27 protein-coding genes and 1 tRNA gene are annotated in these 25,457 nt (G+C 60.7%); 18 read left to right on the top strand and 10 right to left on the bottom strand.

The features are described from left to right. Positions 1-468: 468 nt before the first annotated feature. The 3 genes from JQ567_RS18040 to JQ567_RS18030 all read left to right on the top strand — a co-directional run bounded on the left by JQ567_RS18040 (position 469) and on the right by JQ567_RS18030 (position 3,634). Positions 469-1,542, top strand: a complete 1,074-nt coding sequence (locus tag JQ567_RS18040) for a TRAP transporter substrate-binding protein (protein ID WP_212440071.1) — start codon at positions 469-471, stop codon at positions 1,540-1,542. 128 nt (positions 1,543-1,670) lie between these two features. Then, the gene (locus JQ567_RS18035) at positions 1,671-2,231 is read left to right on the top strand and encodes a TRAP transporter small permease subunit (RefSeq protein WP_212440070.1); all 561 of its coding nucleotides are present in this window, start codon (positions 1,671-1,673) and stop codon (positions 2,229-2,231) included. Between the two features lie 20 nt (positions 2,232-2,251). Beyond that, a complete protein-coding gene (locus JQ567_RS18030; RefSeq protein ID WP_212440069.1) occupies positions 2,252-3,634 on the top strand; it encodes a TRAP transporter large permease subunit in 1,383 nt (460 codons plus the stop codon). An 81-nt stretch (positions 3,635-3,715) separates the two neighbouring features. Here JQ567_RS18030 and JQ567_RS18025 read toward each other — a convergent pair whose 3' ends face one another. Beyond that, positions 3,716-3,862, bottom strand: a complete 147-nt coding sequence (locus JQ567_RS18025) for a hypothetical protein (protein WP_212440068.1) — start codon at positions 3,860-3,862, stop codon at positions 3,716-3,718. Positions 3,863-4,407: 545 nt separating this feature from the next. On the opposite strand from JQ567_RS18025, the gene JQ567_RS18020 reads away from it, so the two are divergent. Beyond that, a complete protein-coding gene (locus JQ567_RS18020; protein WP_212209536.1) occupies positions 4,408-4,593 on the top strand; it encodes a hypothetical protein in 186 nt (61 codons plus the stop codon). Between the two features lie 538 nt (positions 4,594-5,131). On the opposite strand, the gene JQ567_RS18015 is transcribed toward JQ567_RS18020, so the two are convergent. Continuing rightward, on the bottom strand, positions 5,132-5,299 hold the full coding sequence (locus JQ567_RS18015) for a hypothetical protein (protein ID WP_212036622.1): 168 nt from the start codon (positions 5,297-5,299) through the stop codon (positions 5,132-5,134). Between the two features lie 193 nt (positions 5,300-5,492). Here JQ567_RS18015 and JQ567_RS18010 point away from each other — a divergent pair, with 193 nt between their 5' ends. From JQ567_RS18010 to JQ567_RS17990, 5 genes are all read left to right on the top strand, one after another. Continuing rightward, entirely contained in the window at positions 5,493-5,729 is a 237-nt protein-coding gene (locus tag JQ567_RS18010) for a hypothetical protein (protein ID WP_212440067.1), read from the top strand. A gap of 165 nt (positions 5,730-5,894) precedes the next feature. Further along, entirely contained in the window at positions 5,895-6,656 is a 762-nt protein-coding gene (locus tag JQ567_RS18005) for a Sir2 family NAD-dependent protein deacetylase (protein WP_212036624.1), read from the top strand. A 199-nt stretch (positions 6,657-6,855) separates the two neighbouring features. Beyond that, complete coding sequence (locus tag JQ567_RS18000; protein WP_212036625.1) at positions 6,856-7,521, top strand: cold-shock protein; 666 nt, start codon at positions 6,856-6,858, stop codon at positions 7,519-7,521. Between the two features lie 241 nt (positions 7,522-7,762). Beyond that, positions 7,763-8,179 carry a DUF192 domain-containing protein gene (locus tag JQ567_RS17995; protein ID WP_249165535.1) on the top strand — a complete coding sequence of 139 codons (417 nt, stop codon included), beginning with the start codon at positions 7,763-7,765 and terminating at the stop codon, positions 8,177-8,179. 333 nt (positions 8,180-8,512) lie between these two features. Then, positions 8,513-8,589: transfer RNA gene (locus JQ567_RS17990), tRNA-Pro, on the top strand. Between the two features lie 37 nt (positions 8,590-8,626). On the opposite strand, the gene JQ567_RS17985 is transcribed toward JQ567_RS17990, so the two are convergent. Next, on the bottom strand, positions 8,627-8,911 hold the full coding sequence (locus JQ567_RS17985; protein WP_212440066.1) for an AlpA family transcriptional regulator: 285 nt from the start codon (positions 8,909-8,911) through the stop codon (positions 8,627-8,629). A 211-nt stretch (positions 8,912-9,122) separates the two neighbouring features. Between JQ567_RS17985 and JQ567_RS17980 the strand changes: the two genes are divergently transcribed. The 5 genes from JQ567_RS17980 (at position 9,123) to JQ567_RS17960 (ending at position 15,063) form a co-directional block, all read left to right on the top strand. After that, entirely contained in the window at positions 9,123-9,401 is a 279-nt protein-coding gene (locus JQ567_RS17980; RefSeq protein ID WP_312017423.1) for a helix-turn-helix transcriptional regulator, read from the top strand. Between the two features lie 416 nt (positions 9,402-9,817). After that, the gene (locus tag JQ567_RS17975) at positions 9,818-10,519 is read left to right on the top strand and encodes a protein-L-isoaspartate(D-aspartate) O-methyltransferase (protein ID WP_409363615.1); all 702 of its coding nucleotides are present in this window, start codon (positions 9,818-9,820) and stop codon (positions 10,517-10,519) included. A gap of 56 nt (positions 10,520-10,575) precedes the next feature. After that, positions 10,576-12,174, top strand: a complete 1,599-nt coding sequence (locus JQ567_RS17970; RefSeq protein ID WP_212440096.1) for an FAD-binding oxidoreductase — start codon at positions 10,576-10,578, stop codon at positions 12,172-12,174. Positions 12,175-12,567: 393 nt separating this feature from the next. Further along, positions 12,568-13,539 carry an ABC transporter substrate-binding protein gene (locus JQ567_RS17965; protein WP_249165533.1) on the top strand — a complete coding sequence of 324 codons (972 nt, stop codon included), beginning with the start codon at positions 12,568-12,570 and terminating at the stop codon, positions 13,537-13,539. 1,032 nt (positions 13,540-14,571) lie between these two features. Further along, positions 14,572-15,063 carry a hypothetical protein gene (locus tag JQ567_RS17960; protein ID WP_212440063.1) on the top strand — a complete coding sequence of 164 codons (492 nt, stop codon included), beginning with the start codon at positions 14,572-14,574 and terminating at the stop codon, positions 15,061-15,063. Positions 15,064-15,066: 3 nt separating this feature from the next. Here the strand turns inward: JQ567_RS17960 and JQ567_RS17955 are convergent, their stop codons facing one another. Beyond that, the gene (locus JQ567_RS17955; protein ID WP_212440062.1) at positions 15,067-15,333 is read right to left on the bottom strand and encodes a hypothetical protein; all 267 of its coding nucleotides are present in this window, start codon (positions 15,331-15,333) and stop codon (positions 15,067-15,069) included. Between the two features lie 552 nt (positions 15,334-15,885). On the opposite strand from JQ567_RS17955, the gene JQ567_RS17950 reads away from it, so the two are divergent. Then, positions 15,886-16,125: a hypothetical protein gene (locus JQ567_RS17950; RefSeq protein ID WP_212440061.1), complete on the top strand. Its 240-nt coding sequence runs from the start codon at positions 15,886-15,888 to the stop codon at positions 16,123-16,125. Positions 16,126-16,702: 577 nt separating this feature from the next. On the opposite strand, the gene JQ567_RS17945 is transcribed toward JQ567_RS17950, so the two are convergent. From JQ567_RS17945 to JQ567_RS17925, 5 genes are read right to left on the bottom strand one after another with little or no spacing between them, the layout of a single operon-like run. Continuing rightward, entirely contained in the window at positions 16,703-17,476 is a 774-nt protein-coding gene (locus JQ567_RS17945) for an ABC transporter permease (RefSeq protein WP_212440060.1), read from the bottom strand. Then, positions 17,473-18,201 (bottom strand): ABC transporter permease, encoded by a 729-nt coding sequence (locus tag JQ567_RS17940; RefSeq protein WP_212440095.1) that lies wholly within the window; start codon positions 18,199-18,201, stop codon positions 17,473-17,475. The genes JQ567_RS17945 and JQ567_RS17940 overlap by 4 nt, the downstream gene beginning before the upstream one ends. Positions 18,202-18,245: 44 nt before the next feature. Further along, complete coding sequence (locus tag JQ567_RS17935) at positions 18,246-19,049, bottom strand: ABC transporter ATP-binding protein (RefSeq protein WP_212440059.1); 804 nt, start codon at positions 19,047-19,049, stop codon at positions 18,246-18,248. A gap of 4 nt (positions 19,050-19,053) precedes the next feature. Continuing rightward, positions 19,054-19,752: a GntR family transcriptional regulator gene (locus JQ567_RS17930; RefSeq protein WP_212440058.1), complete on the bottom strand. Its 699-nt coding sequence runs from the start codon at positions 19,750-19,752 to the stop codon at positions 19,054-19,056. Between the two features lie 10 nt (positions 19,753-19,762). Then, a complete protein-coding gene (locus JQ567_RS17925; protein ID WP_312017424.1) occupies positions 19,763-20,677 on the bottom strand; it encodes an ABC transporter substrate-binding protein in 915 nt (304 codons plus the stop codon). 97 nt (positions 20,678-20,774) lie between these two features. Between JQ567_RS17925 and JQ567_RS17920 the strand changes: the two genes are divergently transcribed. Next, positions 20,775-21,758: a fumarylacetoacetate hydrolase family protein gene (locus JQ567_RS17920; protein ID WP_212440056.1), complete on the top strand. Its 984-nt coding sequence runs from the start codon at positions 20,775-20,777 to the stop codon at positions 21,756-21,758. 58 nt (positions 21,759-21,816) lie between these two features. Further along, positions 21,817-22,593, top strand: coding sequence for a cyclase family protein (locus tag JQ567_RS17915; RefSeq protein WP_212440055.1), 777 nt, complete (start codon positions 21,817-21,819; stop codon positions 22,591-22,593). Positions 22,594-22,944: 351 nt separating this feature from the next. Here the strand turns inward: JQ567_RS17915 and JQ567_RS17910 are convergent, their stop codons facing one another. Then, complete coding sequence (locus tag JQ567_RS17910) at positions 22,945-23,250, bottom strand: hypothetical protein (protein ID WP_212440054.1); 306 nt, start codon at positions 23,248-23,250, stop codon at positions 22,945-22,947. A gap of 392 nt (positions 23,251-23,642) precedes the next feature. Between JQ567_RS17910 and JQ567_RS17905 the strand changes: the two genes are divergently transcribed. Continuing rightward, positions 23,643-25,451 (top strand): carbamoyltransferase C-terminal domain-containing protein, encoded by a 1,809-nt coding sequence (locus JQ567_RS17905; protein WP_212440053.1) that lies wholly within the window; start codon positions 23,643-23,645, stop codon positions 25,449-25,451. Positions 25,452-25,457 lie beyond the last annotated feature (6 nt).

Raw genomic sequence — 25,457 nt, 5'->3', positions numbered from 1 at the left:
GCGCTAAAACGCCAACGCGTATTCCTGACCTGCGGACCTTAGGGCGCGGTCCTTGTCCCTTCGGCGAGGAGCCGTCCAACGCACAGCTAGGGCAAAGTCGCGCATGCCGCTTCCCAGCCGATCGACAAGTGTCCGGATGATTTCTTCGCTTCGTGATGGCTCGCGACTTCGCGGCGCACCATATCGGCGTTGCGACTGGCCCGGGAAAAGCGTGCCCGCTGCGAACGCAGAACGAATAGGGTGAGGCGGCGCCCCGTAGTTGTACTTGCGTCTGCCAATCGCATTTTTTTTGACAGCTGTGGGCCTTCATGTCACGTTGCTGGCAATGGGGTGAGACAACGTCCGTCCCGGCACCTTCCAAGGCCAAAAAGAAAACGTAGCCACCTCATCGAACGTACCGTCGAACAACCTGCGGCCGTGTGAGCTGCGGGCGTCGGTATCGCGCGTAACCAGGGGAGGAGCTGCAAGATGATGAAATCCACATTGTTAATGGGATTGGCGGGGCTGTCCGCCTTGGCGCTCACGGCGGTGACCACAGACGCGAACGCGCAGGAGAAAGTCCGCTGGAAGATGCAGAGCGCGTTCGGCAGCCAGCTGCCACACCTCGGCACTTCGGCCGTGCGCTTCTCGAAGAACGTCGAGCGGTTGTCGGGCGGTAAACTGGAGATCAAGTTCTTTGAGCCCGGCGCGCTGATCCCACCGCTGGAGTGCTTCGACGCAGTGTCCAAGGGCTCGATCGAATCTTGCTGGACGACGCCAGGCTACCACACCGGCAAGTACCCCTCGCTCGCCTTCTTTACCACCGTTCCGTTCGGTCCGCCCGTCGGCGAATTCCTCGGCTGGAAGTGGTTCGGCGGCGGCAACCAGTTGCGCAATGAGATCTACGCCAAGCACGGCCTGATTGCGATCGACTCCTTCGCCATAGCACCCGAGACTTCCGGCTGGTTCCGCAACGAGATCAAATCGGTCGAGGAGCTGAAGGGGCTGAAGATGCGGTTCTTCGGCCTTGGCGCACAGGTGATGCAGAAGCTCGGCGTCTCCACCCAGCTGCTGGCAGCGGCTGACATCTATCCTGCGCTGGAACGCGGCGTGATCGACGCGACCGAGTTCTCGATGCCGACGATGGACACCAAGTTGGGATTCCATCAGATCGCCAAGTACAACTATTTCCCGGGCTGGCATCAGCAGACCTCGGTGAGCGAGCTTCTGATGAACAAGGCGGCATGGGACGCGCTGTCGGATCAGAACAAGGCGATCATCGAGATCGCCCTCGGCGAATCCGTCATGCACACCTACGTCGAGAGCGACCACGCCCAGTTCGCGGCGATGGCCGAGATGCGCGACAAGCACAAGGTTCAGGTCAAGCGCTGGAGCGACCAGGACCTGGCCGTGCTGGAGAAGGCTTGGCTGGAAGTGCTGGCGGAGGAATCGGCCAAGGATCCGCTGTTCAAGAAGGTCGCCGACCACTACCTGGACTACCGCAAGAAATTCTCGGTTTGGGGCGTGTCGCAGACGATGAAAGCCACCTACCAGAAGGATTGAGCGGAGCCATCCCGGTGTAGCGCGCGGCTGCGCCGGGCTCTTGCCAGGGAAGTTGCCTCACCGGCCGGTGACGAGCGGTTGCGCACGGTGCGCTGCCGCGGGTTGCGCCATAGCAGGATTTTGTCGCGATGAATGCGTTGCTGAAGCTGGCCGAGATCATGCGGCGGGCGCTTGAGGTCGTCGCCCTGGCGTCCGGCTGGCTGCTCGTCATCATGGCGTGCGTGACCACGTTCGATGTCGTCGCGCGCAAGTTTGGCCTGCAACTGCCGTACACCAAGCTGCAAGAGCTGGAATGGCACTTCCACGCCGCCATCTTCTCGCTTTGGATGGGCTACTGCTACACGATCAACGCGCATCCGCGGGTCGATACCTTCACCGAGATAATGTCGTATCGCCGCAGGGCATGGATCGAACTCGCCGGCTGCCTCCTGCTGGCGCTGCCCTACATCGCGCTGGTCTCCTACTACAGCCTGGATTTCGTCGCGCAGTCCTATCGGCTCGGCGAGCAGTCCGACAGCACGGTCGGGTTGACCCACCGCTGGATCATCAAAGGCATCTACGCTGCCGGCCTGTGGATGGTGGTGCTCGGCATCCTCAGCGTACTGCTCCGCGTGATCGTCTTCCTGTTCGGTCAAAAGTCGGAGCGGGAAGTCAATCTGCAAATCGGACATGTGATTACGGACGTCTAACCCAACCGGGGGACTTCAACGTGCTCGACTGGCTGGCCGACAATCTCGCTCTGATCATGTTCGTGTCGATGTTTTTCTTCATTTTCATCGGCTACCCGGTCGCTTTCATCATGGGCGGACTGGCGCTCGCCTTTGCAGTCTTTGGCGCCTGGCTCGGCACGTTCAACCTGATCGGCCTGTCCGATATCGTATTGCGCATGTGGGGCGGGGTCGCCAACGATCCGGTCCTGGCGTCGATCCCCATGTTCATCTTCATGGGCGCAATCCTGGAGCGATCAGGCTCGGCCAAGGACATGCTGGACGCTACCGAGGTGCTGCTCAAGCGGTGCCCGGGCGCGCTGGCGGTCTCCGTGATGGTGATGGGGACGATCCTGGCGGCGCCGATCGGCGTGGTCGGCGCGGCGGTGATCACGCTGTCGGTGATCGCCCTGCCGCAGATGCTGGCCGCGGGCTACGACAAGCGGCTTGCCATTGGCACCATCGCCTCGGCCGGAACGCTCGGCATCCTGATTCCGCCGGCCATCATGCTGGTGGTGATGGCGGAGATGCTGGCGACTTCGGCGGGCAATTTGTTTCTCGCCGCCATCATGCCGGGCTTCCTGCTCTCCGGCCTCTACCTCTTCTATATCGTGCTCGTCGCCGTCTTCAAGCCGGGCGCCGCGCCCAAGCTGCCGCCCGGCTACGGACCGCAGACCAGCCGTGCGTTCTGGTACGCGCTCTGGCGGGGCCTGTTCCCGATGACGACGCTGCTGGTGATCGTGCTCGGCTCGATCTTCGCCGGCTGGGCCACGCCCACGGAGAGCGGTGCTGTCGGCGTGCTCGGCTCCATGTTCATCGCCGCACTGAACAGGCGCATGACGTTCAAGATGATCAACGAAGCGATCTATTCCTCCTGCCGCGCCAACGGCCTCGTGTTCCTGATCTTTCTAGGCGCGACCGGTTTCTCCTACGTGTTCCGCGTGCTCGGCGGCGACGACCTGATGATCTCGACGCTCACCCATTTCGGCATCGACACCAAGTGGGAAATGCTCGCCTTCGTCATGGTCCTGATCTTCCTGCTCGGATTCCCGTTCGAGTGGATCGAGATCTGCCTGATCGTCCTGCCGGTGTTCGGGCCGATCCTGTTGAGGTACGACTTCTCCGACCACATCGGCAACAACGCTGCCCTGATGACCTGGTTTGGCACGCTGGTTGCGGTCAATCTGCAGACCGCGTTCATGACGCCGCCGTTCGGGGCAACGCTATTCTACATGAAGGGCACGGCGCCGCCGGGCGTCACCATGAACGACGTGTTCACGGCCATGTATCCGTTCGTCGCGCTGCAGGCGCTCGGCTTGATGCTGTGCATTTATTTCCCGAGCATCAGTCTGTGGTTGCCGAGACTGGCCGGCTTCATCGAATAGCCGGCAGTTGGTTGGGAAGGGAAGGTCGGCTTCGGGAAGGGCTTGCTTCACCGCGCGCGGAATTCGTCGTCCCGGCCCGGGCTAGATGGTCTTTTCCAGCCGTTCGGCATAGAGCCGGAATTCCTCGGCCATCTCGATGAGCTTCTTCGAGGCCTCGGGATCCTTGACCGCGCGCGCCAAACGCTTGGCTCGAATGGACTGGTCGCGGTAGTGATCTGCCTGGGTCATGTCAGCACCTTTTCGGATAGGTGCAAATCGCGCCAAAAAGGTTCGATCACGACGATGCGAACAGCGATCGTGTCCGTAGCGCTCCGATCAGGCCGGCCTGGCGGGAGGCGGCGAGGGGCCATGATCCGGTATGCCATCGGCGAGCGATCGCGAAGTAACCCGATCTTAAGGGGCGGCCGGTCCGGAAAACGCGCCCCCTGTTCGTTCTTCGAAGAACAAAAGGAGTCTTGCTTCGATCTTTCGGATTCGCTGGCGCAGCGCGTCACGTGTCCCCCAAGAGAAAGCTCGATCCGGTCTGTCCGCCGGGTGTGGACGGGTGCGCAGCAAGCATTGGGCGCAACGCCTGAAAACCCGTTTTGCGGCCTGTGATTTGCCTGTGGATTTGCTGCGGACAAGTGCGTACAGGATCGGTGCGGGTGCGCGCGCCAACCGGCGAGGTCAACGATCCCTTTCCGGAGTTCCAATAACCCTATTCAGTTAGGTTAAGACCGGGATTGCGTTGTGCTTATCAGAGGTTGCGCTAGGGATGGCTGGAGGAAGCAGCCATGGTCCCTTCGTTTCATAACGCCGACAAGCCGACCCACCGACGCGTGATGGTGGTCGGGCTGCTGTTTTGCCTGGCCTTCGTCGGCATCAGTTTTTCACTGCGGTCGCAACCGGAAACCGGACATGTGCTGGTCAAAGCTGACAGGCTGGTCCGGACGGCGGGCGAGCCGCACAAGGCGAACTAGGATCCCACGCCTAAAGCATTATCGGTTCTGATTGAATCAGAACCGAAGCTCTAGACTCTTGTTTTGACGCGTTTTCTTCACTCGAACCGGTATCCACTTCGCTCGAAAACACTTTAGCGGTCCGGCAATTTTTCGCCGCGCGGTTTGTGATATTTGGCGATGCCGATAAAGCCGGCAAATGCGATCACGTTCAGCAGAACTTCCAGCCATGGGGGCATCGTTGCACCTCTTTCGGGAACAAATTCCCGGGGCCGCAATTGGTTCCTTCGTGCCTGGTTTGGCGTGGATATTTTGAGGGCAGGGCCTGCCAGCCACGAAATGAAAAACCCCGCCAGCCTCCGAAGATGCTGACGGGGTCTTTCATGCTTTCACCTCTGGCAAGGTTGCTGCACTTGACCTGAGAACGCGCATCCGCAGGGTTCGTTCCAGGCGCGGCGAAAACTTTTTGGCGGAAATGGCTTGCCGGTTCCGCCTGGTGGCGGACTTACAAAAAAGCCCGGAGCATCGCCCCGGGCTTTTTGCTGATCGGACTTTGGCGCTAGCTCCAGAACGATGGGCGGTTAAATCCGCTCCAGGCTTTGCCGAGCGTGGTGGCGTAATATTCCTCGCGCTCGCGTTCGAATTTTTCCTGTGTGGCCTTGAAGCTCGCGACCCGTGCTGCGATTTCCTCGCGCGCACGCGCGAGCCTTTCGTCCTGTTCGTTCATTGCCCATCCTTTTTGAAGTCGTGTTTTTGAGTCGTCCCGGTTGCCATTGACGGTTGCGATTGGGGCGCGAATTGGGAAGCCGCGTTGCGGGATTGTGGTCGTCTGTTTGCAAAGCGATGGCGGTGGATAAGGCCCGAGCGCCGCTTGTTGCGTGCGCACCTTACCGGTAGCGACAAGCAAACCGGAGGTTCCAATGGCAAAGATCGATCTGGATTCACTGAGCATCGAAGAACTCGCCGCACTGCGCGAGCACGCCACCGACAAGCTGTTCGAGAAGGTCGCCGCACGCCGCGCCGAGCTCGAGGCGGAACTGGAAAAACTCGCGCGATACGGCAAGCCCGTGAAGAAAGCGGAGAGCGCGCCCGTCGCCAAGGTCAAGAAGACCGAAGAGGTGCGGGAACCCAAGGAACCCGTCGCCAAAGCCGCTTGATGATGCCTGCTTGGTGACCCGCGGCTGACGTTCGGTTGTGCGGGGCCGACCGAACAGCCAATCCGATTGGCCGCGCTATCGTCGGCGCGGCCAATTTTGTTTGACGTGTTTTCCGTTGCGGGGCAGGCTTCCGCTTGGAAACGCTTTGAAAAATCGGATGTTGACGTGATCGCACCAGACCTTCGCAGCGGCGTCGAACAGCTCGGCAACATGATCGCCGAGGCATCGTCCATCGTTCCCTTTACCGGCGCCGGCATCTCGACCGAATGCGGCATTCCCGATTTCCGCTCGCCTGGTGGATTGTGGACTCGCAATCGTCCGATTCCGTTCGACGAGTTCGTCGCCAGTTCCGACGCCCGTGACGAGGCTTGGCGGCGGCGCTTTGCGATGGAGCCGACCTTTGCCGCGGCGAAGCCCGGCCGCGGACATCGGGCGCTGGCGTCGCTCTACAAGGCCGGCAAAATCCCCGCGATCATCACCCAGAACATCGACAATCTGCACCAGACGTCCGGTTTCAAGGCCGACGACGTGGTCGAACTGCACGGCAACACCACCTACGCCCGCTGCATCGGCTGCGGGCAGGCCTACGATCTGCCCTGGGTCAAAGCGCGCTTTGACGAGACCGGCGGCGCGCCCGATTGCACGGTTTGCGACGAACCGGTCAAGACCGCGACCATTTCGTTTGGACAGGCAATGCCGGAAGACGCGATGCGCCGCGCCACGGAACTGGCCCAGCATTGCGACCTGTTCCTTGCCATCGGATCCTCGCTAGTGGTTTGGCCGGCCGCAGGTTTTCCGCTGATGGCCAAGAACTGCGGCGCCAAGCTCGTCATCATCAATAACGAGCCGACAGAACAGGACGATGTCGCCGATCTCGTGATCCGGCACGACATCGGAGAGACGCTTGGACCGTTTGTAGGCAATTGATCTGCAATTGATTCGAAGCTGTGCAAGCCTGTTCATAGTTCCCGCCTGAATTGTTTTTTAGCTATGCGCCGCATGCGGGAGTGTTATCTTTTGATTCGAGAGATTCGCGCGGCGTTATCATGAGTGGTCATGGATGGGCGCGTGTTCCGGTCCGCTACGGCGATAGTGGGCCGCATTTGAATGTGTGAGGTCCGGGGTCATGGGGTCGGACGGATTTGAGTCCAAGAAGCTCGGGGGGCCGCCGTCAGGCGGGACGGGGCAGAACAGGCTTGGACCAGGTGAATTCTCTGCCGGCGCCGAGCGCGATCCGGCGATGGATGCTCTTTCGGGTCTTGGTGATGCGGCCGCCAACCTTGTCGAAATTTCCGGCGTCATCAAATGGTTCGACGCCTCGAAAGGCTACGGCTTCATCGTTCCCGACAATGGCTGGCCCGACGTGCTGCTGCACGTCACGGTGCTGCGCCGCGATGGCTATCAGACCGCGTACGAAGGTGCGCGGCTGGTGGTCGAATGCGTGCAACGTGCCAAGGGCTATCAGGCCTTCCGCATCGTCTCGATGGATGAGTCCACTGCGATCCATCCGGCGCAGATGCTGCCGCCGCGGACCCATGTCAGCGTTACGCCGACCTCAGGTCTGGAGCGCGCGCAGGTCAAATGGTTCAACCGGCTGCGCGGTTTCGGCTTCCTGACCTGCGGCGAAGGGACGCCTGACATCTTCGTGCATATGGAGACGCTGCGCCGCTTCGGCATGACCGAGCTGCGGCCCGGCCAGTACGTGCTGGTGCGGTTCGGGCCCGGCTCCAAGGGCATGATGGCCGCGGAGATCCACCCCGAGACCGGGCCGTCCGCGCTGTCGTCGCACTAACTGCCCGTACCCGCTGTCCGGCCTGTCACCTGACGGAATCGTGAGCCGGTCGGTGCCTGTGCGTGCGCCGGCCTCTGGCCTTTGCCGCAATCATCGGGTTAGGATTTCCCGGCAATGGCCCCCTAAATCCTCCTGGATCATCCTGATGTCCGGCGTGAGTGTTGTTATGAATTTGGTTTCGATGGTTGCGCGGACCGGTCGGCGCGGACGGTTGGTGACGTCGCTGATCGTTGGGCTCGGCATGCTGGCAAGCCTTGGCGCGACCGCGCGGGCCGCGAGCTTCCATCCGCTCGAGATCGCCACCAAGTCCGGCGTGCAGGTGTTTTCGGTCGAGATGGCGACGACCGAAGAGGAGAAGACCACCGGGCTGATGTACCGCAAGGAATTGCCCGACGGCAAAGGCATGCTGTTCGATTTCTCGCCCGAACAACAGATCTCGATGTGGATGAAGAACACCTACATCTCGCTCGACATGATCTTCATCCGCGCCGATGGCCGGATCCTGAGGATCGCGGAAAATACCGAGCCGATGTCGACCAAGATCATCTCCTCGGGCGGGCTCGCCAAGGGGGTGCTGGAGGTGATCGCCGGCACGGCGCAAAAATACGGCATCAGGCCCGGCGACCGGGTGGCCCACCCCCTGTTCAACGGCCGCTAGGGCGTTTCCAAACGAAGCATGCCCTCGGACTTGATCCGGGGGTGGGTTTCGTGTCCCCGACGCACGCAGCGCCTCCGCCAGCGCGTTTACGCGCGTCTTCGACGCGCTATGGGCGTCCACCGGAGGTGCGGACAAAAATTACGAAAACAACCCCATGCAAAGTAGAATGGGCCCCGGCTCGCGGCACTCGCGCTGCCTTGCGTCCTCCGGGGAACAGCAAGAAAAATGGTCCGTCGTCACGCCCCCAACCTTGCCTCATCCCGCTCCAGGCGCCGACCAGCGCCTTGCTGGCGGGCCCCCAAGCGTGTATCGACGTCAATTCCCAGCACCAATCGGGGTATAGCGCAGCCTGGTAGCGCGGCAGTTTTGGGTACTGCAGGTCGTTGGTTCGAATCCAGCTGCCCCGACCAAATATTTGTATTATCAGTGACTTAGCAGTCTCGCGAATTAGCACGGCAGTGCCAGGGTAGCCTCCGGGTGGCCTTTTATTGTTCCGTTGGTGATCGCTTTCTCAATCAATGCCTTCTGCCAAGCGAGGACTTCGTCGAGGAAGAACCCGACCCGCATCGGCGCGATTGAGTACATCTCCGGAAAGGTGCCATCCTTCACTTTCCGCTCGATCGTGGCTCGGCTGACTGGAATCCTTTTCATAACATCCTTGATCGAAATCATTTGTCGAACCTGCGCGGCCGGGCCCGCTGGTTCTGCTCTTTGCATCTGCGCACTTTTCATCACCGTCTCCGATTTGGCAGCCGCGCTTGTCTAAGTGAGGCGCAGCTCTTCCGGGGCGTCAGGCCCACATCTGGGGCCGCGAGTCTCCGTCTCAGCCCGAGAAGAGACGAACTCACCTGCAGAAATATGTCGACTATGGACCGTGGTTTTATCGAGCGCGGACTCTCGCAGGAGAAACTCGCCGTAGACGCTCAAAATTGACCGTACCTACGTGAGTAGTTTGGAGCGTGGGCTAGAGAATCCAACCGTATCGGAGCTCGATAAGCTGGCCAAAGCGCTCTCAATTCCTATCGCTGATTTTTTTCAGAGTCCCATCGCGCGGAGAGCAACCTCCAAAGCCGCTTTCAGCGGGACGCAGGATAAAGATGAGTCCGACCCAATCGGCAAAGAAGGTTCCTCGCTAGGAGGGACCTCATTGAGGTGCTTCAACGTTGTGTGGCGGGTATTAGGACGCGTACTCATAAATGCGAGATGTCCGCTTTTTGGGTGAACTTCCCCAAGCAACTTCGGGACTTCGCCTTGTGACCCGCAACGGACATTAGGTGGGGAATCCCGGTCAAGAGCGTTGGGCCGCTCGCCAGCCGGAGCAACGACTAGCGTGATGGCCTGAGCGTAGCCGAAGTGCTAACAAGAGACATTCGATAGAGCTCACAGGGGAACCAAGTGAGGCGGGGCCATGTCCTGTCCTGCCATTTCCGCGGCAATGTGTACGGAGAGAAGTCAACTTACCGGCCAGATGCAGTCATGGTATCAAGGCTGCCGAATTACGGTCAGTCGCTGGACGCCGTGTTTTCGCTTAACGGCTGATCGGTCGAATCCACTCGTTGCCCTCAAGCGGTCGACGCGAATCGTGGACCGACTGGAGACCGCAGCATCATGAAGAGCTTGCTGCTGCTCGTGCTTTCCATGGTTGCCGTCGCGCGGGAAGCGACCGCACAGGACGCCGAATGTGTCCGCGAACGCGCCGCCATGGTCGAAACCGTCCGGGCCTACGCCCGGTCCGACGCCAATGTTTTGGGACAGCAGGCCCTGTCGGAGAGGGTCCTTGAGGCCATGGGGCAAACGAAACGCCATCTGTTCATCCCTGAGCGATCTTGCTCCATCGCATACGCGGACAGGCCGATTCCGATCGGCCTCGGCCAGACCATATCGCAGCCGTTCATCGTCGCCTTGATGACCCAGTTAGCCCGGATCGCTCCGGATCATGTCGTGCTCGAAGTCGGTACGGGTTCGGGCTATCAGGCCGCCATCCTTGCGCACTTGGCGCGAAAGGTCTGCACGATCGAGATTATCCCGGCATTGGCCGAGGCCGCCGCGAAAACACTAAGAGACCTCGCGTATGACAACGTAAGCGTCAGGCTTGGCGACGGTTATGGCGGCTGGCCCGAATGCGGTCCTTTTGACGCCATCGTCGTGACCGCCGCGCTCGGGCAGCCACCACCGCCGCTGATTGAGCAGCTTAAAGTGGGTGGTCGGCTCGTCATGCCGGTCGGGCCCGCTTACACCACTCAGCACCTCACGGTCGTCGAGAAAATTGCCCCTGACAAGACGACGACGCGCGCCGTCGCTCTCGTGCGCTTTGTGCCCTTTACGCGTTCACATGATTAAAAGCCGGTATGGCGGCTAACTCCAAAGTCACAGTTAGAAAACAGAGGGAGGAAGCCATGAGCGGTGCGAGGCCAAAACATTACGGCTGGGGCCGTGAAGACGAAGGCATGACTGCTGAGGAGCAGGCCTTTGTGCTCGGCCGTTATCGCGCAAAATTTGCACGCGATGCATTTGAGACAAAAACTGTCCCGCGTCTCGAGGACCTGGCGCTGCGCGTGCCGCGCGTGGCGCCGCCGGCCTCACTTGCCACTTTCTGCACGAGCGAACGCTACGATCGCGTCGCGCACGCCTATGGCAAATCCTATCCAGACTACGTGCGAGCCATGCTCGGTGACTACGACAGCGCGCCCGACGTGGTTGCCTATCCACGCAACGAAGCAGAGATTTCCGCTGTGATGGATTGGGCCGGTGGTGCCAGCGCCTCGCTGACGCCGTTCGGGGGCGGGTCGAGCGTCTGCGGCGGTGTCGAGCCGCGAGTCGACGGGCTTCGCTATAAGGCGGCGATCACACTTGACCTCCGCAATCTCGGTAAGGTTGTCGAGGTGGATCACATATCGCGCGCCGCACTGATCGAAGGTGGTGCCTATGGTCCATCGCTGGAGAGCCAGCTTAAGCCGCATGGCCTCACGTTGCGGCATTTTCCACAGAGTTTCGAATATTCAACCCTTGGCGGCTGGATCGCGACGCGATCAGGCGGCCATTTCGCTAGTCTCTACACGCATATTGACGATTTCGTCGAAAGCCTGCGCGTCGTAACCCCGCGCGGCGTGCTGGAAACGCGCCGCTTGCCGGGATCGGGTGCCGGACCGAGCCCCGACCGCATGTTCATCGGCTCGGAAGGCACGCTCGGGGTGATTTCGCGCGCCTGGATGCGATTGCAGCCACGCCCGAAATTCCGTGCCGGCGCATCGGTTCGTTTCCATTCGTTCTTCGGTGCGGCGCGCGCGCTGCGCGCCATCGCACAGGCCGGCCTCTATCCATCGAACTGCCGCATTCTTGACCCGCAAGAGGCATTCAACACCGGCGCCGCCGACGGCAGCGTCGCGATCATGGTGCTGGGCTTTGAATCCGGCGACCATTCGCCGGACCCCTGGATGGCACGCGCGCTCGAATGCTGCGCCGACCATGGCGGGACGCCGGAGGCCGCAAAGGCCGGCGATGCACATCTCGAAGGCGCGGCAGGAATCTGGCGCAGCGCATTTATTCGTATGCCCTATGCGCGCGAGTTTCTGACGCCGGCCGGTCTCATCAATGACACCTTTGAGACCGCTATCACCTGGGATCGGTTCGAAAGTTTCCACGACGAAGTGAAGGCGGCGACGGAGCGTGCGATCCTCCAGGCGACTGGCGTAAAGGGCGAGGTGACCTGCCGCTTCACCCATGTCTATCCGGACGGGCCCGCACCGTATTTCTCTTTCCACGCACTCGGCCGCCACGGTGCTCTTCTGGAACAGTGGCAGGCGATCAAGAATGCGGCCAGCGATGCGCTGATTGAGGCGGGTGGTACTATCACGCATCATCATGCTGTTGGCCGTGATCATCGGCCTTGGTACGATCGTCAGCGCCCGGGGCTTTTCGCGGCCGCGTTTCGGGCAGCAAAAAGAGAACTCGATCCGCAAGGCATGCTCAACCCGGGAGTGCTCATCGATCCCTGATCGACGCGCCAGCGGGGTTTGGCCGCAAGGGTGTGTCGAAAAATTGTGCCATCTGCTGCGGTGCACGAGTCCGTTGTTGGCCGATATTGTTGCAAAAGTCGTTTTGGGGTGACGAACGAAAATTCTTAGAGCCGCAGATGCGTTTTACGCACGGCGACGTGAGGGACCTTATTGTTTCATCCAAAATCGATCACGGACCTCCGTAGCGGCGTTGAAAAGCGACGCAGCGGCAGAGAAGTGCAAAGATCAACGTTCGCGAGAGTTTTAGGGGTATTCGATTTTCGACTTTTGCAACACAATCGACCCGGAACGGACAATGGGCGCCCAGCGCCAGAGCTTCGTATAAGCCCGTCGAAGCTGATACTATTTCCGATCACGAGCATTGAGGTGGACATGCACCGTCGTGAATTTCTGGCAGCTCTTGCCGCAACGACAGTAACGCCGCAATTCGCAGCACAGGCACAGCCGACCGGCCGGACTTACCGCATTGGAATGGTCGAGCCGATAGCGGCGCAACTCAACGCGGCCAATCTCGCTGCCTTGCGGCGTGGATTGGAAGAGCTTGGATACGTCGAGGGACGCAATTTTGTCTTTGACTATCGGTCCGCAGACGGCAATGCCGCGCTCTACCCTGGCCTTGTGGCAGACGTGATCGGCCGCAATCCCGAACTAATCATCGCCCGCGGCACACCAGCCGCGCTCGCGGTCAAGCGGGCGACGAGTACCATTCCTGTGGTCATGATCGTCGGCGAGCCACTGCTCGTGGTCGACAGCCTCGCGCGGCCAGGCGGAAACATCACGGGCTTGAGCGGGGTGCAGCCCGAGCTTGAAGCCAAGCGTATGGAATTGCTCAAGGAGATCGCGCCTTCGACCACGGGCATCGCCGCGCTTCTAAACATGGGTAATCCTGTCACCGCGCCGCAATTGAAGGAGCTTCAAAAAGGCGCGCAGTCCCGGGGCTGGCGCTTTCGGTTGTTCGACGTGCGCAAGCGCGAGGACATCGAGCAGGCTTTTGGTGCGCTCGACAAGAGCTCGGACGCGATCATAGTGGGACTCGAGGCACTGACCCAGGCGCACCGCGGTCTGATCGCAGATCTTGCCGCAAGGGGTCGGCTGCCGGCGATCTACGGCGGCCGGGAGTTTGTCGAAGCAGGCGGGCTGATCTTCTATGGACCGAGTTTCCCTGACGTCTATCGCCGGGCAGCGACCTACGTTGACAAGATCTTTAGAGGGGCAAAGCCCGCCGACCTGCCAGTCGAGCAACCAACCAAATTCGAGATGATGATAAACCTCAAGGCCGCAAAGGCGATTGGTCTTGAGGTACCGCTGTCTCTCCAGCAGCGCGCCGACGAAGTGATCGAGTGATTTCAAGCAATGTCTGCTGTTGGGCACGATTGAGACACGCCGACGAACTCGGACTATGCCTGCTTGCCGAGGTAGAGCGGAAGTGGCCGACAGACCGCCAAAACGGCGCTTTTGACCCCCTTGCGGAAGTGGTCGGCTTTAAGGGCGAGCGCCATAAACCTTCGTATCGTTCCGCGACCCGTTGAGATACCCGACGTCTACCTACGTCCAATTGAGCCGCCGATCGCGATCATCTTAGCTAGGGGGTGCGGTAGCGCCCTCGCGCTATCGCAGCCCTCCTTGGGCGTTTCCTCCCTAGACTTGGGCCGCTTGCGCCAACGCAGGCGGCCTTTCTTTTTGTGCATACCGTCACGTCCGCAACAATTCCGCGCCAGCAGGGCGCGAATGATCGAGTAGGAACCTACGAGTCCGTTCATGGCAGGCACTTTTCGGACGTGCCGTGGCAAACTGACCATGTCCGCTCCTGAGGGCAGAGCGGGTGTGATCGGATTATGAGTACACGCCCTGGCTCTCCGGGAAGGCTTAGATACCGGGTTTTAAAAAGGCCGACACGCGCGGCTGAAATATCAGCCGGCACCCCGGGGTGGCCATTTAGTGAGACTATTTGCATTCCGATGAACAGGGTGACGTGGTAGAGACGCGTCAAATCAACGGTTTATCCTGTGCAGGTCGTTTCAGCATTGCCAGCAGAATGCAAATGAAGCCATTTTGGGTACTGCAGGTCGTTGGTTCGAATCCAGCTGCCCCGACCAACAAATTCAATGGGTTAGTCTGAATTTCTATCACTAAATCTTCCCAGAAATGTGGGAAGGCTATGGGAAGAATGGGGCGCCGTGGAAAGGTTGTCGTCGAACTTACAGATCCAGCTACTGAGCTCGCCGAGCTTACTCAACGGCAGCGATCAGGCAAGGCGGGTCCAAATGGTTTCACTGCCATCGCAGGCGTCCTGAAGGTCAACCCCAACGATACGACTTATCTCGATTTGCTCGCGATTATCCGGCAGCCAACCGAGGCGGCCACTATAGGTTTGAGATGATCCTGAGCACACATGCGGTCGTTGGGGCGGCTCTTGCCACTCTGATGCCGTCCCATCCGGTTGCCGCATTCGTGGCGGGCTTTGCAAGCCATTTCGTGATCGACTCAATCCCGCATTGGGATTATCCGCTCAGATCGATATCGCTGAGAGCCGGCGCTCGAAGTAATTGGCGGATAACCGCGGCACGGATACGCGATTTGGCCGTGATCGGCTTCGACGGGTTCGCGGGCCTCGTCCTCGCAGTCGGAATCGTTGGGACGAAAGCGAACATGGTCGCCGTCCTGGCTGGTGCCGTTGGGGGGATGCTCCCGGATCCACTGAAGTTGATTTATATGCTTTATCCTCGCCAGCCCTTGGCCACCCTTGTGCGCTTTCACAACTGGATGCACACCAAGCGCAAACTTGATTGGCCGCTTGGTGTGAGTTCCCAAGTCGCCTTTGCATCCGCAGTTATCGGGGCGTCTGTTGCCGTGCGATTGGCAACCTAGGGGCTACTGCCGGCGAACGCGGTCCCGGCCGGACCAATCGAACGGAAGCTTCTCCTGGCCCTCGTGCCATTCGATCACGCTGAAATTCATTCCTCGCTTCAGCATCTCAGCTTCAAGGTCGGCTGCATGCTTTTTCCAGTCCGGCGTGTCGCGGACCTTGAATTTCGGCTCGCCGCCCTCGCGCTCCACCGCGTCGTCGGCAGCTAGCGCTCCCCGGACGGCTTCGTACATCATGGTGAGGCTATCGTTCGTGAATGCCTGATAGCGCATGGGATCACCTCACGAATAAGCCGCCGCTGGGTTGGCACAGCGACGGCTCTTCTCAGTTACTCGTGACCACCAGAAGGCCACGATCAGGGTGACAGCGCGCGGTTAATTCGCCGTTAGCGCCTCATACGTCGGGCGTGCCCGGCAATCCGCTGGCGGTTGCGCTTTCCGCATTGATCGGCGCCGGCGCTTCATGCCGCCTCCTTGTGCGGGCCACCAACCCGCCAATCACGGTCGTCGTATTTCATCTCAAATCGGAGCAGCATCTCCTGAAGATGACACACGGCGAACATAGCTAGGTTTCGCTTTCCACAGACTGGCGGCTCACCATCCGCATCGTGCGCGAGTTCTGCTGCGATGCGACCCATGTTGACGAGGTTGCCAGGTCACCCTCAACCTGCCAGTCATCAAACGACGCTGGAGCGACCAACCGATCGCTAGAACTCTGGAGGATTGAGCCCGCTCATATATCTTCAAACCTCGTTGCCCGACCATTCCACTTAATTTCCCGTGCCTCGAATGGCTGTTCGCACAGTCCTCAAATCAGAACGCAATGTGCCGGCGGTCACGACGGCCGCGGAGATGCTGACGTATGCTGCAGAGCGCAGGATCGCCTGGATGATATTGGCACGCATGGTGACGCTAAAGGCGATCCACCGCCATGAAGTCCGGCAGTTCAATCCCGACGCCAAAGAGCATCACTGGGGGAAAATGGAAGCTCAAAAGAGATCGGTAAGGCGCGCGCTCCCCCGTGACCCGCACGGCCCCAAGCTGAACTATTTCCACGACCTGTAAGCGTCCAGCGCGTGAGCGACAAGGATGCCGACGCTGAGAATCATCAGAAATGCTGCAACGGCCTCGAACATTGGCGATCTCGCAGGGTTGCTCAAGTAAGCAACTCGCCCCGCTGCACAGTCAAAATGATTCGCCTTGTCGCCACAGATCGCGGTGCGACTGGTGACTTTGAGCAACGGTTGATCTGGTTTTCGCCTGAATCTCTAAGCTTGATTGCCCATTTTTTGCCTGTTTTTGGGCCGAAACAGCGATCCTAGCCTTAACCTAGCGGCCAACGCAGGCGGTGGCTGAAATGACGGACCTATCCCACAAAGTCGCGCAAGACCACGACCTCCGTATCCTTGTCCGCGTGGTCTCATTTTGTACTCTGGGCCTCTGGTCATTTGCAGCCGGTTTGCTGATAGGCACCTTTCTGTTTTCGTGATCGATGCCCGCTGCTGCGCAATGGCCTCTCGGCCATCAAGTTGGTCGCGGGTGAGTCAATTTGACTCAGGGACGAATGCCATCCGCCAGCATGAGGGATTCACAGCGCAACCCTTTCTGTCGCTTACTGGCGCCATGGCTCGCCTGGTCCGCATTACCGCTGCGAGGCCTGCCACGCCAGCAGGCGATGTTCGGCCATCGACATCGCCACCGACGTTACGTAGCCGGTCACACCGAGCAGGATGACGCCGGCGAAAAGATCGGCCGAGCGGAAGGCTCTAGCCGAGAGCAGCACCCAATGGCCGAGACCGTCGAGGCCGGCGAGGATTTCGCAGACCACGGAGAGGATCAGCGCCACCGTCAGGCTAAGGCGCATGCCGGCCAGAATGTCGGGACTGGCCGACGGCAGTGCGACCTTGAATATCACAGCCAGTCTGGACATCTGCAGTGACCGCGCCACCTCGTAGAGCCGCGGCTCGACTGCGGCAAAACCATGGATGGTTGCCAGCATGATCGGCCAGATAGCGCCGAACGCGATCACGAACAGCGCCATGGCCTGCGTCAGCCCCAGCATCGCAATCGCGACCGGGATGATGGCCGATACCGGCAACGGCCGCAAAAACTCCAGCGACGGCGCCACATAGGTGCGCATTATCAGCGACGAGCCGATGATCGCGCCGATCGCGATACCGGCGATCGATGCGGCGAGCCAGCCATAGGCCATGTGCTCGAGCGTACCGGCGAGCTTGCTCCAGAGATCGCCGTTGGAAAATCCGCGCACCAGCGAGGCCCAGGCCCGGTCCGGGCCCGGCAGGAACACCGGCGAGACCAGCTTCAGAGTGGCAATTAATTGCCACAGCGCAATGAAGGAGGCGGCGACCGCAAAGCTTGCGGCGCGCCAGAGCCAGAGGCTCGCGTTGCGGTTCATGCGCTGTCTCCACTCAACGCGGCGCGGCCGAACAGGCGGTGCTGCGCCACCACCAGCAGGATATTCAGCGCGTAACCGATGGCGCCGATCCAGACCAGATAGGCCAGCATCAGGTCGGGCCGCAGCGCTTGCTGCGCCAGCATGATCCCGGCGCCCAGCCCCAGCGGATTGATCGCGATTTCGACCGTGACGGCGACGATCAGCGCGATACCGGCCGACAGCCGGAACGCCACGAAGATCCGCGGCAGCGCGGCGGGGATGATGATCTTCCAGACCCGCTGCGCAGCTGGTAGCCGCAGCGCCCGCGATACTTCCATCAGCCGCGGTTCGATACTGCGTACCGCCGCCCGGCTCAGGATCAGGATCGGCCAGACACAGGCGAACGCTACGATCACGATTTCCATGCGATAGCCGAAACCGAGCGCGATCAGCGCGATCGGCAGCAGGGCGATCGACGGGATCGGCCGGATTGCCTCGACCGTCACCTCCATCAGGCGGTTGAGCGTGTCGGAAATCCCGAAGGCAATGCCGAGTGCCAGCCCGATGACGGTGCCAATCGCGAGGCCCGCAAAGGCCGAGAACAGCGTGTCGCGCGTTGCTGAGAGGATGGAGAAGTCTGCAAAGGCGCCGGCGAGCGCCATCATGATCTCGCTTGGTGGCGCCAGGCTGTCGCTTTGCAGATGCGTCGCGCGCGCCCAGGCCTCGAAGGCGAGCAGCACCGCCATTGGCAGTATCAGCGCTTTAGCCTTGTCCTTGGCGTTAGCCGTCGTCACTGTTCGGTCGCCTTGATGAAGTCGAACAACTGGCGCCGCAGCCGCAGAAATTCCGGGTGTTCGCGGGTCGAAAGCTGATCGCGCGGCCGCGGCAGATTGACCGCAAGCTCAATGCCGATCCGTCCGGGATGCGGCAACAGGCCGATGACGCGGTCGCCGAGATAGATGGCTTCGTCCAGATCATGCGTCACGAAGATCACGGTGGCGCCGCTTGCAGCCACCAGTGCCAGCACCTCGTCCTGCAAGCCCTGCCGCGTCATCGCGTCCAGCGCGCCGAACGGCTCGTCCATCAATAGCGTCTTCGGTTCCTGCGCCAGGCATCGTGCGATCTGCAGCCGCTGCTGCATGCCGCCGGACATTTCAGCGGGATATTTGCCGGCGTGGCCGGGCAGGCCGACCGTGCGCAATAATTCCTCGATGCGGGCAGGGCGCTCGGCGGCCGGCATTCCGCCCGCTTCGAGCGCCAGCGACACATTGCCGGCGGCGGTGCGCCACGGCAGCAGCGCCTTGCCGTAATCCTGGAAGACGATGGCGATCTCGCGCCGCGGATGCAGCATCAGCTGGCCATCGAAATCCACCTGGCCGCTGGTCGGCTGGTAGAGCCCCGCCGCCAGCCGCAGCGCGGTGGTCTTGCCGCAACCGGACGCACCGACGACGCAGAGGAATTCGCCGGGCCGGACGCCAAGGCTCAAATTCTCGATGATGGTCTTGCCACCGAGCCGGAGCGTAGTGTCGGTGAACGCGATCTGCGGTCTGGGCTGGCCGGGAATGACCTCGAAGCGTTTTGCGGCGTTTGCCATGGCGTCAGCTCTCGCTTCCAGTGGGGTAGACGATGTCGATCGTCGAACGCAGATGCGCCTCCAGCATCGCCTGCGCGCCGGCGATATCGCGGGAGAGAACGCGGTCGGCGAGCAATTGGTGGACGCGTACGAATTTCTTGCCGCTCTCGAGGGAGCGCATCATCACGCGGCGATAGCGGTAGGCCTGGTCGTAGAGATCGGAATGCGCGGCCAGCAGCCGCTTGGAGCCGCAGCCGGTCAGTAGCGCGGTGTGGAAACCCTTGTGCAGCCGGTCGAAGTCCCCGGCACCTTCGCGGAATTCATCGCCGGTCCGCTCGATGTGCCGGCGCATCTGGTGCAGCGTGCTGACGATGCCGGCCTCCCAGGCATCGTCGCCATGGGTAATCGCCAGTCTGATAGCCTCGATCTCGACTGCGGTCCGCATCAAGGTGATATCGTGCAGATCCTCGCGGCTGACGTCGGCGACGCGAAAACCGCGCTGGCCGGTTCCGACGATCAGCCCGCGCGACGTCAGCCGCGACAATCCTTCGCGCAGCGGCGTCGCGCCGATCTCATAGCGCTGAACCAGATCGATGATCCCAAGCCGCGATCCCGGCGCGAGATGCCCGGCCAGTATGTCGTGCTCGACCAGCGTGGCTGCGCGCTCGCTTAAAGTTGCGGCCTCAGTCGCGGGTTGGGTCAAATTGCGCTCGGTAGTCGACATTGCAACAGCCTCACTTCAGGACCAGTTTGGCGGTATCGAGCTTGGATTGCAGCATTTTCTGCGACGACATCACCTCGATCCACCAGCTCAACTGCTCGGGCTTGATCACCGGCACGGATTGGTTCGGGGGCGTCGCCTTGACCAATTCGATCGGCTGCTTGGTGAATTTGGAAATCGACGTGGAGGCCTTTTCGCGATCGCCATTGACGATCAGCGCAGATTCGGCGATCGCATCGCGAAATTTCTTGATCGCGACGGCGTTCTTGTCGGCCCATTCGCGGGATGCCGCGTAGAAAATGATCGGCTCGGTGCGCGCGAGTTCAACTGCATAACGCGCCCCGACCGAGCCCAATCCTGCGTTGAGCATGCGCGTTACGAACGGCTCGGCCGTGAGCACGGCATCGACGCCGCCGGACTTGATGATGTCGGCCATGGTCGGGAAGGTGACCTCGACGAAATTGACGCTTTTGGGATCGACACCTTTGTCCACCAGCCACTTTACGAACAGCACATGCAGGAAGGCGTTGAGGCCGGGCGCGCCGACTTTCTTGCCGACGAAATCCTTCGGTTCCTTGATGGTAATGCCGTTGCGGACGAAGGCCGTGATGTTGCCGTTGGTGGCCGGGCTCATGATCGACGCGCCGGCGATGGCGACGAGGTCGAGGCCGCCGTCAACGGCCTGCAGGAACACGGTCGAGGTTGGCCCACCGATCTGAATCGAGTTGGAAAGGATCGCAGCGGGGATGTTCGAATTGATGCCGATCGGCGTCATCTCGACTTCAAGCCCGTGCTTTTTGAAGATGCCTTCGTCGATCGCCACCATGGCGGAGGCGCAATCCGACGTCGCCGTGCAACCGACCTGAATCTTGGCCTGCGCGACGGCAGCTCCCGTCAGCGCCAGGCTGACCGCAAAGGTTGCAAGGATCGTTTTCACCGCCATCTCCCCGGTTTACATTTTTGGTGCTTGATTATCGATATTTTTTGATCATATATTTCATCCAAAAGCAAGAGGGCGGCGCACAATGAAACTCGCAACATTCAAATCCGGCGGTCAGGAAAAGGTCGGGATCGTGCATTCCGGCGACGGCAAATTGTTCGATCTCGCCGCGGCCGCCAGCCGGAACGGCGCCGCCAATCCGGCCTTCGCTTCCATGCTTGCCCTGATCGACGCCGGCGAAGGCGCGCTCGAACAGGCATCGGCGGTGTTCGACAAGCACGGCAAGGACGAGACCTTGTCGGTATCCACTGCAACGGCCGATATCCTCGCCCCGATCCCGGAGCCGCGGCAGATGCGGGACGGCATGTCGTTCCCGCTGCATATTCTCCAGGCCCCGCGCGGCCAGCTCAAGCTTGCCGCACGCGCCAGGAACGACATGGCGGAACTGGCGCGGATCGAGGCCGAGCCGCTCGGCGAATTGCCGGAGGTCTATCGCAAGCAGCCGATCTATTACATCACCAACCGCTTCAGCGTCCGTGGCACCAACACCACCGTAAAGTGGCCGCGCTACAGTCAGGTGATGGACTATGAATGCGAATTCGGCATCATCACCAAGAACAAAGGTGCCAACATTTCCGCCGCGAAAGCCAAGGATCACATCTTCGGTTATACGATCTTCAACGATTTTTCTGCGCGCGACGCCCAGCGTATCGAAATGGAGGGGCGGCTCGGCCCCGCAAAAGGCAAGAGTTTCGATGGCGGCAATGTGATGGGACCGTGGATCATCACACCGGACGAAATCGGAGACCCCTACAAGCTCAAGATGGAAGTGCGCGTCAACGGCAAGATGCGCTCGCAAGGGGTTTCCGATGGAATGCTGTTTTCATTCGAGGAGATTATCGCCCATGTCACCAAGGACGAGACCCTGATGCCCGGCGAATTCATCGGCTCCGGCACGGTCGGCAATGGCTGCGGACTGGAACTCGGCTGGTATCTCGAACACGGCGACAGCATCGAGCTTGAAGTCGAAAAGATCGGTATCCTGAAGAACCGGGTCGAACGGCAATAGGCCGCCGCGACCCACGCCACCACAACAAGAACCAAAAACATTCAGCGAGGAAACGCCAATGGCGCGTAAGTTGATCGATATCTCCGTTCCCCTGCAAAACGATGTACCCGCCGATCCACCGGGCGGTCATCCGACCATCCAGTACATCGACCATCAGCAGGGCCTGCCGCGCATGCTGCAGTTCTTTGACGGGCTGAAGGCCGAAGAATTGCCGGACGGGCAGGGCTGGGCGGTCGAGCAGGTGCAGCTCTCGACCCACAACGGCACGCATCTGGATGCGCCCTGGCACTTCCATCCCACCATGAACCGAGGCGAGCGATCCTGGACCATCGACGAGGTGCCGCTGGAATGGTGTCTGCAGCCGGGCGTGAAGCTCGACTTCCGGCATTTTGCCGACGGCTATGTCGCGACCGCCAAGGACGTGGAGAACGAGCTCAAGCGTATCGGTCATACACTGTCGCCGCTGGAAATCGTGGTGGTCAATACCAGCGCCGGCGTCAAATACGGCCGGCAGGATTACGTCACCTCGGGCTGCGGCATGGGCTATGAGGCGACCATGTATCTTCTGGAGCGCGGCGTGCGGCTGACCGGCATCGACGGCTGGAGCTGGGATGCACCGTTCGTCTACACCGCAAAGAAATATGCCGAGACCAAGGACGCCAGCCTGATCTGGGAAGGCCACAAGGCCGGCCGTCACATCGGCTATTGCCACATCGAGAAGTTGCACAACCTCGAGCAACTGCCATCGACCGGATTCATGGTGTCCTGCTTCCCGGTGAAGATCGAACGCGCCTCGGCGGGCTGGACCCGGGCCGTCGCTATTCTCGACGGATAGATCCATCGCCAGCGAGAAAGGCCGAGAGGAATTTCATGATGGAACTGGGTCGAGCCCGTTGGCGGATGCTTCTGCGGGAGCGAGTCCGCTTCGTCGATCTCAAGCCCCGCCGCGGCTTCATCCTCGGTGCCGGCGCGCCGGTACTTGACAACAGCGGTCGCGCGCCGCAACGCAGACACTGCGCATGTCGATCGAGCGCAGCGCGCTCATGCCGAACACGTGGCTATCAAGCTAGCCACGTATCGCGCAGTGGAGGTGTCAAATTGGCGGCAAAGAAAAAGGCGTGCCGGTTGTCCGGCACACCTGATTATTGTTTAGACCGTGCGTAAATTTTCGCCGATCAGTCCGGTATCAGTAATACCTGCAGACGCGAACGCCGTACGCATTCCACCAGCAGCGCGGTCCGCCGCGCACCACGGGAACACCGTAGAAGCCATAGCCTCGGCCATAATAACCACGGCCGCGACCCCAGCCGCCGCCGCGATAGAAACCACGACCACCACCGCGGCCCCACCCACCGCCACGGCCTCGTCCACCGCGGGCTTCCGCCGGCGAGGTCGACGCACCTACCAGAATGGCAGACGTGCTGGCTACGTAGACGAACAACAAGGCAAGCGCTGCGAGACAGCGCGTCAGGATATTGTAGCGTTTTGCCATTCTAGAATCTCCTGGTCACTTCCAATGCCATCTGGACTTCCGCACTATCTAACTTAGACGCTCGAAAATGCTTTCGGTTCAGATGAGCTAAGATAATATCTTTACTAAGGTTCTTCCGGCAATTCGGGACTTTATTAAGATGGAAAGATAAGGTCAAGTTACGCTCCGGCTTGCGACGAATTCGCGCGTTGCGCCGTTAATATTTGTTCATCTTCGTTCATCTTCGTTCATCTTTCTGTCCGACGATTGTGCACTGCAGAATTACCGAAACGAAAACTCGGCAAGACAAACCAGCCGTAAAATCAGGCAAGAAAAAACCAGGCAAGCCCAAGCCAACAACTTGAAGTCGACACGATCTCGCGCACGACGGTCCCCCGCCTTAAAGAGTATCCATGCCCAAACAGCACACTTATGTCCTCGGCCTGAACACCTACGACCATGACGTGAGCGCCTGCCTGTTGCGCGACGGCGCCATCGCATTCGCGATCGCCAAGGAGCGGATCACGCGGGTCAAGCATGCGTCCGGTTTCTACAAGGAGGTGATTGATTATTGCCTCGAGGCCGAAGGCATCACGCTGGATGACGTCGATCTGATCGTTCGCAATTGCTACATCATGCCGGTAGGGGAAATGGAAGAGCGGCTGGTCTATTTTGACGCGCCGGGCTTCCTTCCCGAATTTGAACGGGACGACGCGGCCAAGCACCCGTTGTACCTCTCGCATCAGGACAAGGTGGTGACGATCTCCCACCATCTGGCGCACGCCTACAGCGCGTTCGCGGTATCGCCGTTCGAGGAAGGCGTGGTGATGATCGTCGATGGCGTTGGCAGCTATCAGTCCGACGTCATGGAGTCCTATCCCTCGAGCGACACCGCAACGCCGCTCGCGCGCGAATCCGAGAGCTATTACAAGTTCAAGGGATCGACGCTCGAATGCCTGAAGAAGGTTTTCATGGAGCCGGACCGCGGCTTCCTGAGCGATGAATTCTACAACATGCCGGGGATGGGCGCGCTCTACAGCCGGGCGTCGACCTACATTTTCGGCGACTGGAATAAATGCGGCGAGCTGATGGGGCTCGCGCCCTATGGCCGCCACAACCAGGTCAAGAGCCTGATGGGGCTGACCGACGGCACCCTGCAGGTACCGCACTGGACCACCGATCTCAAGCAGCCCTACATCCAGGACGGCAGCAACTGGGAAAAAAGCCCGGCGATGCGGCACTGGGAGGATCTGGCCTGGCGGGTGCAGGACGATACCGAGAACGTGCTGCTCGCCCGCGCCCGCTGGCTTCGCGAAACGACCGGTGCCAAGAACCTGACGATGGCCGGTGGTGTCGCCCTGAACTGCGTGGCCAATGGCCGGCTCGCCCGTGAAGCCGGCTTCGACAATATCTGGATCCAGCCGGCGACCGGCGATGACGGCATTGCGATCGGCTGCGCCTATTACGGCTGGCTCGAGATCCTGAAGCAGCGCCGCAACTTCGTCATGGAGCATTCCTATATCGGCAAGCCCTATAGCGATGCGGATGTCGCGGCTGCGCTGCAGCGGTTCCTGGTGCGCATCCAGATCGACGCCAGGCGCAGCGACAATGTTTGCCGCGATACGGCAAAGTTGCTCGCCGATCAGCGGGTGATCGGCTGGTTTCAGGGCGGCTCGGAGTTCGGCCCGCGGGCGCTCGGCAACCGCAGCCTGCTCGGCGATCCCCGCAAGCCCGAGATGAAGGACATCCTGAACAGCCGCGTCAAGCACCGCCAGGCGTTCCGCCCGTTCGCGCCGATCGTATTGGCCGAGCGGATGAAGGACATTTTCGAGGGCGACGCGGATTCCCCGTTCATGCTGCTTGCGAAGCCGGTTCGCCCTGAATGGCGCGACAAGATTCCGGCGATCGTGCATGTCGACGGTACGGCGCGCGTCCAGACCGTGCGCGAAGCGACCAATCCGAGGCTTTACCAGTTGCTGAAGGAGTTCGACGCGCTGACCGGCGTTCCCGTGCTGATCAACACGTCATACAACATCAAGGGCGAGCCGATCGTCGAAACGCCGCGCGATGCTGTGGCCTGCTTCCTGACCACCGGGGTCGACCATCTGATCATGCACGACACGGTGGTATCGAAGACCGCCATGCACAAGATCGTCGGACCGCTGGTCGATACCTACTACGACGTGACGAACCTGGTGTCGGCGACGGCTAGACCGGCCTAAAGGTGG

This window comes from Bradyrhizobium sp. AUGA SZCCT0431, assembly GCF_018131065.1.
Classification (GTDB): domain Bacteria; phylum Pseudomonadota; class Alphaproteobacteria; order Rhizobiales; family Xanthobacteraceae; genus Bradyrhizobium.
Note: the sequence above shows the minus strand (reverse complement) of the source record. Positions and strands in the feature narration are given on the sequence as shown.